Origin of the sequence: Chromohalobacter marismortui, assembly GCF_004364315.1 — a bacterium.
Classification (GTDB): domain Bacteria; phylum Pseudomonadota; class Gammaproteobacteria; order Pseudomonadales; family Halomonadaceae; genus Chromohalobacter; species Chromohalobacter marismortui.
On the sequence record NZ_SOBR01000003.1, the window covers coordinates 172853 to 185611 of the forward strand.

The following is a 12759-nucleotide window of genomic DNA, read 5'->3' on the forward strand; positions in this document are numbered from 1 at the left end:
CCACCCCGGTCGTCATGAAGAACGACACCCACCAACGGCCATCTATACGGATGGCGCAACGACGAGTAGCCAAAGCATGACGCGCCAGCCCATCGTTCACATCCCCATCGGCATCGCAGGCCATGCAGATCTCCCCGGCTCTAACCGTGATACGCATTACGAGGCAAGCGACTCATGAGCGTCATAGAAACCATTCTGGTCCACGAGATCGCTGGCACGGCGTTCCTGACACTGCTGGGTTGCGGCGTAGTGGCCAACGTCCTGCTGAACAAGACGAACGGTAACGGCAGCGATGGCATCGTGATCTTCTTCGGCTGGGGGCTGGCCGTATTCTGCGCTGTGTACGTTGCCTACGATACCGGGGCGCATCTCAATCCAGCCGTGACGCTCGGCTTGCTGATTGGCCCGGCCAAAGAATATGCCGAGGGCATTCCGATCAACCTCGCCACCACCGTCACCTATCTAGCAGCCGAATTCATCGGTGGCTTTCTAGGCGCTGTCGTTTGCTTTCTGGCATACAAGAAACAATACGACGACACCCAGGATGGCGCGCTCAAGCTCGCCACGTTCTCCACGGCACCGACCATCCGCTCCTATGCCTGGAATCTACTCAGCGAGATCATCGGCACCTTCGTGCTGATCTTCGTGATCATCATGTTCGGCCACACACCATCCGGCCTCGGCCCCCTGGCGGTCGCCCTTCTGGTGGTCTCGATCGGGGCCTCGCTCGGCGGCCCCACCGGCTATGCCATCAATCCGGCGCGCGATCTCGGCCCACGCATCGCCCATGCCGTACTCCCTATCCAGAACAAGGGGTCTAACGATTGGCGCTATGCCTGGGTCCCGGTGGTCGGCCCCGTCATCGGTAGCGCAATGGCGGCACTGGTGGCTTACGTTTATTAACCGTCCCGATGGATCATTTTTTCGCCACGAACAAGAGGAATGCCTCCCATGAGCAGTGCAAAGAAATACATACTCGCGATCGACCAAGGAACCACCAGCTCCCGCTCGATGCTGTTCGATCACGACGGTCAGATCGCCGGCATCGCCCAACGCGAGTTCGAGCAGAGCTTTCCGCAGCCCGGCTGGGTGGAGCACAACCCGCGCGACATCATGACCAGCGTACTGACGACACTGACCGAGGTGATCAACAACACCCAGGTCGATGTCGCCGAGATTGCCGGCATCGGCATCACCAACCAGCGCGAAACCACCGTCGTCTGGGACAAGCACACCGGTCAGCCGGTCTATAACGCCATCGTCTGGCAATCACGTCATTCGGCCGAAATCTGCGATGAACTGCGTGATGCCGGGCATTCGGACATGATTCGCGACAAGACCGGCCTGGTGATCGATGCCTATTTCTCGGGTACCAAGCTCAAATGGCTCTTCGACAACGTCGATGGCGTCAAGGAGAAAGCCGACAACGGCGAGTTGCTGTTTGGCACCATCGATTCCTGGCTGGTGTGGAACCTGACCGGTGGCAAGGTGCATGTCACCGACGTGACCAATGCCTCGCGGACGATGATGTTCAATATTCGTGAGCGGACGTGGGACCCCGAGCTGCTGGAGCTGCTCGGGGTACCGGCATCCATGCTGCCCGAGGTCAAATCCAACAGCGAGGTTTATGGCCATATTCAGCCGAAGTTCCTGTTCGGTCACGAACTACCGATCGCTGGCATGGCCGGTGACCAGCAAGCCGCCCTGTTCGGCCAGGCCTGCTTTACCCCTGGCATGGCCAAGAACACCTATGGCACGGGCTGCTTCACGCTGATGAACACCGGCCCACAAGCCACGGCCTCTGAAAACGGCCTGCTCACGACAGTAGCCTGGGAGGTCGACGGTCAACTCGAATACGCCCTTGAAGGTGCCGTGTTCGTCGCGGGGTCGGTCGTGCAGTGGCTACGCGACGGCCTTCGCATGCTGGGCAAGTCGTCCGATTCAGAGGCCTATGCCGAACGCGCCGGGGACAGTAACGGCGTCTATCTCGTCCCCGCGTTCACCGGCCTCGGCGCGCCCTACTGGAATTCCAACGTGCGCGGCGCGATGTTCGGCTTGTCGCGCGGTACCAGCAAGGAGCAATTCGTACGCGCGGCCGTCGAATCCATCGCTTACCAAAGTGCCGACGTCCTCAAAGCCATGCAAGCCGACGCCAGCCTCGACCTGACCGAACTGCGCACCGACGGGGGGGCGATCGCCAATGATTTCCTGGCGCAGTTCCAGGCCGACATCCTGGGCGTCGACGTGCTACGCAGCCAAGTCAGCGAGACCACGGCGCTGGGCGCGGCCTATCTCGCTGGCCTGGCCTTGGGTTTCTGGGAGTCACGAGAACAAATCGCGGCGCAATGGGCCATCGAGCGCCGGTTCACGCCCCAGATGAACGTGGAAAAACGCGACGAGCTCTATGCGGGCTGGAAACGTGCCGTCCAAGCTACCATGGGCTTCCATGTCGCCTCATAAACCACAGGTTCCATGCTTATGGTGATAGCACTAACGCCCTGTCGCAACGCGGTAGGGCCTCACGCCGATGGGCGAACATCAGCACGGTACGCCCGTCGAGCCAGGCGTCGAGACGTTCGGCCACCGTCGTCGCCGTGGTGGCGTCCAGCCCCGATAGAGGCTCATCGAGCAGTATCAGCGGGGCATCGCGCAGCACCACCCGCGCCAGCGCCACACGCCGGGCCTGGCCACCGGAAAGCTGACGCCCGGCTTCGCCGACCCAGGTCTCGAGCCCATGCGGCAGTTCGCGCGCCCAACCGTCAAGATCGACGATCCATAGCGCCTGCCACAGGGCACGTTCGACGGCCGCTTCATTCAGGTCGTGGTCGACCGGCAACCCAAGACGCAGGTTGTCGGCCAGGGAGGCGTGAAAGAGCTCGGTGTGCTGGGTCAGGTAGGCGAGCCGAGAACGCAATGCCTGCGGCGCCAGACTGCGTAGATCCTGCCCTGCCAACTGCACGTTGCCCGTGTCGGGGTCGAATGCGCGGACGACGAGCTGGGCAAGGCTCGACTTGCCGCTACCCGAGGGGCCCAGCACGGCGACACGCTCGCCGGCAGCCACGTGCAGGTTGACATCTTCCAGCGCAGGCGTGGTCCCCATACCCGGATAACGCAGCGTCACCGCCTCGAAGGTGAGCGAAGGCGACTCGGCGCTCGCCAGGGAGCCCTCAGCTTCGTCAGCTAGAGAACCCTCGCCTTCATCACTCGCAGGCGCCGCCTCGGCATTGAGCCGCGCGGCGGCCGTGCGCGTGGCTCCCAATTGCACGAAGGCGCCCGGCAGCATGGCGAGCCCTTCATTCAGCGCCAGCACCGCCAGTGGCAACATGCTCGCCACCGGCGCCGAAAGCTTGCCCGCAGCGAACGCAAGCAACGCCAAGCAGAGTATCGCCACGGCGGCGCCTTGCACGGTCAAGGTCACCAGCGCATTGCCCAGCGCGGTGCGGCGGCCCAGACGCCGCTGATCGTCGAGCAACGTCCGTTGCTCGCGTTCCACTCTCGCTCGGTGGGCACCGAGTACGCCGAAGGTGCGCAGCTCGGCCAGGCCCTGTAGATGCTCCAGGGCACGGACGCGCAGGCGTTCCAGCGTCTCGACGCGTCGCGCGCTGGGGCCGCGTCCCGCCAGGGCCATGCCCAGCGTGACGATCACCCATAACGGCAGCATGATCGCCAGCAGCACGCCCCCCAGGGCCGGCATGGCCAGCGCCAGGATGCCGCCAACGACGAGAATCGCCAGCAGCCCCACCAACGGCGGCGCCAGCAGACGCAGATAGAGATTGTCGAGCGCGTCGATGTCGGCGGTCAGCCGATTGAGCCATTCGCCGGCGCGATAACGCGCCAGTTCACGGCCCGATAGCCGTGACAAACCGGCGAAGGTGCGCCCGCGAATATCCGCCAGCAGGCGCAGCACGGTGTCGTGATTGTAAAGACGTTCGGCGTAACGCGCGGCGGTACGCCCCACGGCAAAGAAGCGAATGCCGCTCCCCGGCGTAAAGACGTCGATCGTCGCCGTTCCGCCCGCCGCGAGAATCATCCCGGTCAACCCTGTCGCGGTGATGAACCACCCCGATAACGTCAGCAGCCCGATGGCGAACAGCAGCGTCGCCAGCATCAGCAATGCCCCGAGCAGCAAGCGGATGCGTCGCTCGCCCATCAGGCGCAACCAGGGTACCAGCGCCGTCATATTGGATTCCTTCATGACGAGACCTCCGACGATGCGGGTACTGCGTGTGCATGCAACTGCCCTGCGTAGAGACGCAGCACACGGTCGGCCATGCCCATCACGGCGGGATGGTGCGTGGCGATGATCAGCGTGCGGCCTTGCGCAGCCAGTTGCGTCAGCCCCTCGATCACACGGCGCTCGCTGTCGGGATCGAGGCTGGCCGTGGGTTCGTCGAGCAGTACCAACGGGGCATCACTGAGAAACACCCGGGCCAACGCCAGGCGACTGGCCTGCCCACCCGATAGCCCCAGGCCGCGTTCGCCGAGAGACGTGTCGAGCCCTTGGGGTAAGGCGCTCAGCAGATCCCCGAGCTGCGCCGCGCTCAGCGCCTCGCGCAACCGATCGTCACTGGCATCGGGCGCGACCAGGCGCAAATTCTCGGCCAACGTACCTTGCATCAAGAACGGGCGTTGATCGAGCCAGGCCAGGCCTGTCGCCGCACGCAATGCCACTTCGCCCGCCTCGGCATCGACGAAGCCGGCGAGCAACTGCAGCAATGTCGACTTGCCGGCCCCCGACGGACCGATCAGCGCCACCACCTCACCCTCGGCGATATCGAGATCGAGCGGCCCCAGCACCCTACCGCGCCCGGCATGCGCCACACTGACATCGGTCAGACGCACCCGCAGCGGCAGCGTGCCGTCGAGTTCACTGTCCAGAGACTCCATACGCAGGCCTTGTGGTGGCGTCTGCGCCAGCAGTGTACGCAAGCCCTCGGCCGCGCCCAGGGCACTGGCGCGGTCATGATAATGCTGGGCAAGCAAGCGCAGCGGCTGGAAGAAATCCGGCGCCATGAACAGCAGGAACAATCCGCTGAACAGTGTCAGTTGATCGGCGGGACCGAACTGGATGTAGCCCAGCAGCCCGAAGCCGATGTAGATGGCGATCACCGCAATCGACACCGAGGCGAAGAATTCCAGCACCGCCGAGGAGAGAAACGCCACGCGTAGCGTTTTCATGCTGCGCCGCCGGTAGTCGTCGGCCACCGCCGTGACCTCCTCGGTGGCCTGACGAGTGCGCCCGAACAGCTGCAGGGTGGTCAGTCCGCGCACGCGGTCGAGAAAATGCCCCGCGAGACGCGTCATGGCCTGGAACTGCTGCTCATTGAGGCGCTGGGCGCCCATGCCGATCAAGGCCATGAACAGCGGAATCAGCGGCGCTGCGATCAGGAAGAACGACGCCGCCAGCCAGTCCAGCGAAAATGCCACGCCGAGAAAGATCAGCGGCAACACCACCGCCAGCGTGGCCTGGGGGACGTACCGCGCGATATAGCCTTCCAGCGCTTCGACCTGATCGACCAATTGCGCAGTACTGCCGGCACTATGCCGCTCGGCGAGATGCACCGGCCCCAGCGCCGCGAGATGATCGAGCACCCGGGCACGCACGCGTGCTTTGACGCGCAGCCCGGCTTCCAGAGCACTGGTTTCCTGAAGCCACTGCGCCACCGCGCGCACGATCACCGCGCCCGCCAGCGCCGCCGCATAAGGCCATAGCGTCATCAAGGGCGTGTCGTGGACCACGACCGCGCTGATCAACCACGCCATCAGGCCGAGTTGCGCGAGTGTGGCGAGCCCACCGATGACACCGGCGGCGACCGCCAGGCTCAGCCAGCCGCGTACCTCACGGGATTGCGCGGCCAGCCATTGGCGCGACGCGCGCGCCGGGGTTTGTACTTGAGATCGAGACACGGCTCAGTGATACCCGTCGCCGACACGCACCTTGCCGCGGAATACCCAGTACGACCAGGCGGTGTAGGTCAGAATGATGGGCACCACGAACAGCACGCCGATCAACAGGAAGAATTGCGACGCGGGCGCGGATGCGGCTTCCCACAGGGTGTAGTCCGGCGGGATGACATACGGCCAGCGGCTTACCAGCAGCCCCAGGTAGGTGAAAATGAACATGCCCAGGGTCAGCAGGAAGGCCATCAGTTCACGCCCCTTGCGATTGGCGGCATAGACGCCGATCACGCAGGCCAATGCCAACGCCGGCAGCAGCCAGATCACCTGCAGGTGGTCGAACCAACGCTCCCAGACATCCGGGTCGATCCAGGGTGTCCATAGGCTCACGATGGCGAACACCACGACCACGCCGACGAGCAGCCTGGGGACCAGGCCGCGCGCCCAGTCACGCACATGGCCTTCGGACTTGAGTACCAGCCAGGTCGCGCCCAACAGCGCATAGCCGGCCACCAGGCCGAGACCGGTGATCACCGAAAACGGTGTCAGCCAATCGAGCGGTCCGCCGGTAAAGACGCGATTGGCGGTTTCGAAGCCCTCGATATAGGCCCCCACCACAGCGCCCTGGGCAAAGGCCGCCACGAAGGAACCGCCGGCGAAGGCTGCGTTCCACCAGGTCCGCGTGCGCCGCGACTTGAAGCGGAACTCGAAAGCCACGCCACGGAAGATCAGCCCCGCCAGCATCAGGAAGACCCCGATGTACATCGCCGGCAAGAGGATCGAGTAGACCAGCGGAAAGGCCCCGATCAACCCGGCTCCCCCCAGCACCAGCCAGGTCTCGTTGCCATCCCATACCGGCGCGACGGAATTCATCATCACGTCGCGTGCATCTTCGTCGGGAGCGAAGGGAAACAGGATCCCCAGCCCCAGGTCGAAGCCATCCATGAGCACGTACATGATCACCCCGAAGGCGATGATGACGGCCCAGATCAACGAGAGATCGAACGTTTCCATGGTTTAGCTCCTGTTCGGGGCGCGGTCGTCGCGCGCATCATCGAAGGGCACGTGGGCGGCGGACATGGGCCGCGCCGGACGGTCGTGGCTGTCCAGATCCTCTGTGTCGTCGTGCTCATCGAGGCCTTGGTTGATCACCTTGCACAGGTAATAGACACCGGCAATGAAGATCACGGCATAGACGGCGATGTAGCCGATCAACGTGAACAACACCATGCCGCCACTCAGCGAAGGCGTGATGGCCTCGGCGTAATCGAGTACCCCGTAGATCAGCCACGGCGAGCGCCCGGTTTCGGTCACGAACCAGCCCGCGACCACCGCCACGAACGGCGCCAGGCTCATGCCTTGCAGTCCACGCAGGAACCAGCGGCTGCGGTAGATGCGCCCGCCCTTGCGCAGCACCAAGCCGGCAACGGCGAAGGCGATCATCAGCAGCCCCAGACCGACCATCACGCGAAAGCTGAAGAAGGTGATCCACACCGGCGGCTGGCGTTCGGGTGGCACCTCCTCGAGCCCCGGCACGACGCCGTCGGGATCATGACGCAGAATCAGGCTGGCGCCATTGGGAATGCCGATCTCGAAACGATTGCCTTGCAGGTCGCGATCCGGCAAGGCGAACAACAACAACGGCACGTTCGACTGGGTTTCCCAGTTGGCCTCCATCGCGGCGATTTTCATCGGCTGATGCTCCAGCGTGTTGAGGCCGTGTTCGTCGCCGACGTAGGCCTGCAGCGGGGCCAGGATCAACAGCAACCAAAGCGTCATCGACAAGGCGCGCTTGTGGGCCTCGACCTCGCGTCCGCGCAGCAGGAACCAGGCACTCACCCCGGTCACCACGAAGCCACCGGTCAAGAACGCCGCCAAGGCCATGTGCGTGAAGCGGTACGGGAACGACGGATTGAAGATGGCATCGACCCAGGAGGTCACATGGATCACGCCCTCGCGAATCTCGTAACCGTCGGGGGTCTGCATCCAGCTGTTGGTGGCGAGGATCCAGAACGCTGAAATGAAGGTGCCCACGGCGACCATCAAGGCGGCGAAGAAATGCACCGCCGGCGAGACGCGATGACGGCCGAACAGCAAGACCCCCAGAAAGCCTGCTTCGAGGAAGAACGCCGTGACTACCTCGTAACTCAGCATCGGCCCGATGAAATTCGCGGCCATCTGCGAGAAGTTGCTCCAGTTGGTGCCGAACTGGAACGCCATCACGATGCCGGACACCACGCCCATGCCGAATACCACGGCAAACACCTTGGTCCAGAACAGCCCGAGGCGGTCCCAGACACGATTGCCGGTGGTGACGTACAGGCCCTGCAGCACGGCGATGTAAGAGGCAAGCCCGATCGTGAAGACCGGGAAGATGGCATGAAAGGAAACCACGAATGCGAACTGCAATCGCGACAGGAGAATCGGATCTAGCGCCATGGCTGACTCCTTGAAGCCCACGTAGTCGAAATATCATCGGAAAGAGGAGGTCATTGCCGAAAACGGCCCGCCGCCTGGATTTTCTTGTTTCGTTTCCAATACCCCTACATCGTAGAGGGTTTATATAGCCTTAAAAAGCGCCATGACTACGATTAGTATGTGTCGCGTTGTCGCAAGGCATATTGCCGCATGCGCGCCGATGCCGCAGTTTTTCACTTCTGCGTCGTTCGTCTAACGGAGAATGCCATGCCTCTTTGGTAGATTAGTAAAAACCTATGGGGAGTCATGGCGCCCCTGTGCGCCCGTCATCAATAAGGATCACTCATGAACGCTATCTGGATCGCCCTCTTCGGCGCCGTGTGTTTCGTGATGGGCTATCGTTTCTATTCGAAGTTCATCGCCGAACGCATTTACCGGCTCGACCCCTATTTTCAAACGCCCGCGCACGCCTACCAAGATGGCGTCGACTACGTGCCCACCAACAAATGGATCCTGTGGGGGCATCATTTCACTTCGGTGGCGGGCGCGGCGCCCATCGTGGGGCCCGCCATCGCCATCTACTGGGGATGGCTGCCGGCCATTCTGTGGGTCGTGCTGGGGACCGTGTTCGCCGCCGGCGTGCATGACTTCGGCGCCGTGGTGCTCTCCAACCGCCACAAGGGCCATTCTATCGGCACGTTGGCCAACAAGCTGATCGGCCAGCGCGCCAAGCTGTTGTTCCTGTTCATCATCTTGATTCTGGTATTGATGATCAACGCGGTCTTCGCCTGGGTCATCGCCAAGCTGTTCATCACCTTCCCCGCCAGCGTGCTGTCGGTGTTCATCCAGATACCTTTGGCGGTATGGATTGGCTATCGCGTCTACCGCCGCTCGGGGTCGATGCTCTTGCCTTCGGTAATCGCGCTGGCCGTCATGTATGGCGCGGCACTCTTGGCGAGCGAGGTGCCCTTCCTGCAAATCGACCTGGTCAGTTGGTTCGGTGGCAGTGACGCGGCGGTGGCCGGCGGCTTCGATGCTACCTCCATGGCCTTCCTGGTGTGGATCGTGGTGCTGATGGTGTATGTCTATATCGCCTCGACACTCCCGGTCTGGAAGTTGTTGCAACCGCGCGATTACATCAACTCGCATCAGTTGGTGGTGGGCCTCGCACTGCTCTACCTGGGCCTTCTGTTCGGCGCGCCGGAAATGACCGCGCCCAGCGTCAACGGCGAAGCCGATATCAGTTGGTATCCTCTGCTCTTCATCACCATCGCTTGCGGGGCGATTTCCGGCTTCCATGGTCTGGTCGCCTCGGGCACCACGTCCAAGCAGCTCGACAAGGAAACCGACGCCCGCATGATCGGCTATGGCGGCGCGCTGGGCGAGGGCATGCTGGCGATGATTGCGATCATCGCCGTGGGCACGCTGTTCGCCTCCAGTGCGGATTTCACCGCCACCTACTCGAGCTTCTCGGCGGCCGGCTCCAGTGGGCTCGGTTCCTTCGTGAAAGGTGCCGGTCAACTCGCCGGTAATCTCGGAATCCCCGAGCACATGGGCGCGACCCTGGTGGCGGTGATCGTGGTCAGCTTCGCTGCCACCACGCTGGATACCGCCGTGCGCCTGATGCGTTACATCATCGCCGAACTGGGCACCGAGTACGGCATGCCGGTGATCGCCCGCAAGCACGTCGCGACCAGCATCGCCGTCATTTCGAGTGCCGCGCTGGTGATCCTGCCGGAAGGCCCCAACGGCTTCGGGTCCGGCGGTTATCTACTATGCCCTTGTTCGGCACCAGCAATCAATTGCTGGCCGGCATTACCTTGATGCTGGTATCGGTATGGCTCAAGCGTCAGGGACGCCCGGTGGTGTTCACGCTGGTCCCGATGCTGTTCCTGCTGGTCATGACACTATGGGCCATGGCGCAGCAAGTCATCTTCACCTGGTCGGGCTTCGGTGATGCCGATCGCAACTTGCTGCTGTTCACCTTCGGCAGCTTGATCATGGTCTTCACGCTGTGGATCCTGCTCGAAGCCTCGCGCAGTTTCCGCCAGGGCGGTGTCCCGACGCAGCAGCGACAGCCGAGTTCCGATGAATCGCACTGACCACGACACGCCCTCGTCCGCCGGCTGGCGGACGCGGATCAAACGCCTCATCGAGGGTTACGACGCGGTGCTGAGCCTTCAGCACCGACGCGAGATCGCCCGCGAACTTCAGGATGAAGAAGATCTTTTCATGCTGCTGTGCTTCTGCGACATGATGGGCATTCCCAACCCCGTCGGCGACATGACCCTGGAGCTTTATCCCTACATGCTGGAACGCTTTCACGAGTGGCATAAGCGCCAAGGCATACCCCGCTCGCCCTTGGATGGTTTTCGCTGCTGCTGAACGGTGCCGATGACGCGTGGCATCACCGAGGAGACAACTCATATGGCCAAAAGCCTTTTTTTCGGCGGCAAGGGCGGTGTCGGCAAGACCAGCTGTGCGACCGCTTATGCGCTGAGCTGCGCGGATGCCGGGTGGAACACGCTGCTGGTATCTACCGACCCCGCGCACAACCTGGCCGATCTCTTCGGCCGCCAACCGGGCCCGACACCGACACGCATGCGTCCCGGCCTGGATGTCGTGGAGCTCGATCCCGAGCATGAAACCAAGCGCTATCTGGACCAGGTCAAGGACACCATCAAGCCCATGGTGAGCGGTGAACGCAGTGCCACGGTATTCCGGCAACTCGACTTGGCCCGTCACGCGCCGGGCACCGAGGAAGCCGCGCTATTCGATGCCTTGGTCGGCTTGCTGCTCGACACCGGGCAATACTACGATCGCTTGATCTTCGATACCGCACCGGGTGGCCATACCGTGCGCTTGCTTGCATTGCCGGAGATCATGGGGGCCTGGGTGGATGGCTTGATGCAGCGTCGCCACAAGGTGCGCAGCGACTACAAGGCTTGGCTGGGGGATGGCGAGGTCGTCGACGATCCTATCCAGGAAGCACTGATGCGTCGACGCGGGCGCCTCGCCGCCGCTCGCGAGCACCTGACGTGTCCCGCGCATTCGGCGATGATTCTGGTCGCCAACCCGGAACGCCTGCCGGCGCTGGAAACCGCACGCACACGAGATTTGCTGGAGGCCAACGGCTTGCATGTGGGCGCCGGCGTGATCAACAAATGTCTGCCCACTACGGTCGATAGCCAATGGCTCGCCAATTGGCGCGAGGAGCAACGCCCCTGGATCGAGCAGCTCGAGACGTCATTCGCGGATCGCACATGCATACGCATCGACCATCAGCCGCACGCCCCCGCCTCGGTCGAGGATCTACGCCCGCTCTGCGATGCCCTTGGCGAGCTCTCCCCCTGGCATGCGCCCGCCTGAGCCGTGTATCGAACCGGCTGCGTCTAGCGCGCGCCGATCACCGACATCACCAGCCACGTCGTATAGGCAATGAACGTTGCCAACAGCAGCGCGCCCTCCAGACGGTTGATCCGCCCCTGGCCCTTCCAGCCGATGCCGAACACGGTCAACGCCAGGGTCAGGCCCGCCATGACCGGCCAGTCGCGCACGAGGACCGCACTGTCCACGTCGATCGGGTCGATGACGCCCGCCAGCCCCACCACGGCGAGGGTATTGAAGAGGTTGGACCCCACCACGTTGCCGAGGACGAGGTCGTGTTCGTTCTTGCGCACCGCGCTGATCGAGGAAGCAAGCTCCGGCAACGAGGTTCCAATCGCCACTACCGTCAAGCCGATGACCAGGTCGCTGACGCCAAAGGCCGAGGCGATGTCCACCGCACCCCATACCAGAAGGCGTGAACTGACGATGAGCATGACCAGGCCCACCAGCGTCCAGGTGATGGCGCGCTTGAGCGTCATCGACTGAGTATCGAGGTCGGCCGTGGTATTGTCGGCCAGGGTATCGTCACCCTTCTGACGACCACGCAGGATGCTATAGGACAAGAAGGCCGCCAGCATCGCCAACAGCAATACGGCGTCCCAGCGCGAGACGGCGCCATCTTGCAGGCACCATAGCGATGCTACCGTCACCAGCATGAGCAGCGGCAATTCTTGGCGCAGCACTTGCGAATGCATCGTCAGCGGGCTTAGCAGCGCCACGATCCCCACGATCAGGCCGATGTTGGCGATGTTCGACCCGTAGGCATTGCCCAACGCCAGGCCGGGATTGCCTTGCCAGGCCGAGATCGCCGATACCATTAGCTCGGGCGCCGAGGTGCCGAACCCGATGACCACCATCCCGATCAAGAGCGGCGGTAATCCTAGATGACGCGAGGTCGACGCCGCTCCCTCGACGAATCGATCGGCGCTCCATACCAGGATTGCCAACCCCAACGCTACGGCGATGATAGCCATCAGCACGATATTTCTCCTTGAATGTGGTTGTCCTTGAGTGTCGTCGTGTCATGCATGTCACTGCGATGCCGCGCTATTCTAG

The 12759-nt window shown here is 62.9% G+C and carries 11 protein-coding genes; 6 read left to right on the forward strand and 5 right to left on the reverse strand.

Annotated elements, in window-relative coordinates; genetic code table 11:
* Nucleotides 1-174 precede the first annotated feature (174 nt).
* Both C8E00_RS07360 and glpK read left to right on the forward strand, forming a co-directional pair.
* Nucleotides 175-903, forward strand: a complete 729-nt coding sequence (locus C8E00_RS07360) for an MIP/aquaporin family protein (protein WP_133696382.1) — start codon at nucleotides 175-177, stop codon at nucleotides 901-903.
* Nucleotides 904-951: 48 nt separating this feature from the next.
* Nucleotides 952-2460, forward strand: a complete 1509-nt coding sequence (gene glpK, locus C8E00_RS07365) for a glycerol kinase GlpK (protein WP_133696384.1) — start codon at nucleotides 952-954, stop codon at nucleotides 2458-2460.
* A 16-nt stretch (nucleotides 2461-2476) separates the two neighbouring features.
* Here glpK and cydC read toward each other — a convergent pair whose 3' ends face one another.
* From cydC to C8E00_RS07385, 4 genes are read right to left on the reverse strand one after another with little or no spacing between them, the layout of a single operon-like run.
* Nucleotides 2477-4195: a thiol reductant ABC exporter subunit CydC gene (gene cydC / locus C8E00_RS07370; RefSeq protein WP_133696387.1), complete on the reverse strand. Its 1719-nt coding sequence runs from the start codon at nucleotides 4193-4195 to the stop codon at nucleotides 2477-2479.
* A complete protein-coding gene (gene cydD, locus C8E00_RS07375; protein WP_133696390.1) occupies nucleotides 4192-5907 on the reverse strand; it encodes a thiol reductant ABC exporter subunit CydD in 1716 nt (571 codons plus the stop codon). Before cydD ends, cydC begins: the two co-directional genes overlap by 4 nt.
* Nucleotides 5908-5910: 3 nt before the next feature.
* A complete protein-coding gene (gene cydB / locus C8E00_RS07380; RefSeq protein WP_133696392.1) occupies nucleotides 5911-6912 on the reverse strand; it encodes a cytochrome d ubiquinol oxidase subunit II in 1002 nt (333 codons plus the stop codon).
* A 3-nt stretch (nucleotides 6913-6915) separates the two neighbouring features.
* Complete coding sequence (locus C8E00_RS07385) at nucleotides 6916-8337, reverse strand: cytochrome ubiquinol oxidase subunit I (protein WP_133696395.1); 1422 nt, start codon at nucleotides 8335-8337, stop codon at nucleotides 6916-6918.
* Between the two features lie 324 nt (nucleotides 8338-8661).
* Here C8E00_RS07385 and C8E00_RS07390 point away from each other — a divergent pair, with 324 nt between their 5' ends.
* Genes C8E00_RS07390 through C8E00_RS07400 form a run of 4 tightly spaced genes read left to right on the forward strand, consistent with a single transcriptional unit; the run spans nucleotide 8662 to nucleotide 11685 of the window.
* Nucleotides 8662-10140: a carbon starvation CstA family protein gene (locus C8E00_RS07390; protein ID WP_279586110.1), complete on the forward strand. Its 1479-nt coding sequence runs from the start codon at nucleotides 8662-8664 to the stop codon at nucleotides 10138-10140.
* The gene (locus C8E00_RS16805) at nucleotides 10092-10418 is read left to right on the forward strand and encodes a carbon starvation CstA family protein (protein WP_279586111.1); all 327 of its coding nucleotides are present in this window, start codon (nucleotides 10092-10094) and stop codon (nucleotides 10416-10418) included. The genes C8E00_RS07390 and C8E00_RS16805 overlap by 49 nt, the downstream gene beginning before the upstream one ends.
* On the forward strand, nucleotides 10405-10701 hold the full coding sequence (locus C8E00_RS07395) for a cory-CC-star protein (protein WP_133696397.1): 297 nt from the start codon (nucleotides 10405-10407) through the stop codon (nucleotides 10699-10701). Before C8E00_RS16805 ends, C8E00_RS07395 begins: the two co-directional genes overlap by 14 nt.
* 42 nt (nucleotides 10702-10743) lie before the next feature.
* Nucleotides 10744-11685, forward strand: a complete 942-nt coding sequence (locus C8E00_RS07400; protein ID WP_166638274.1) for an ArsA family ATPase — start codon at nucleotides 10744-10746, stop codon at nucleotides 11683-11685.
* A gap of 23 nt (nucleotides 11686-11708) precedes the next feature.
* Here the strand turns inward: C8E00_RS07400 and C8E00_RS07405 are convergent, their stop codons facing one another.
* Nucleotides 11709-12683, reverse strand: a complete 975-nt coding sequence (locus C8E00_RS07405) for a calcium/sodium antiporter (RefSeq protein ID WP_133696402.1) — start codon at nucleotides 12681-12683, stop codon at nucleotides 11709-11711.
* Nucleotides 12684-12759 lie beyond the last annotated feature (76 nt).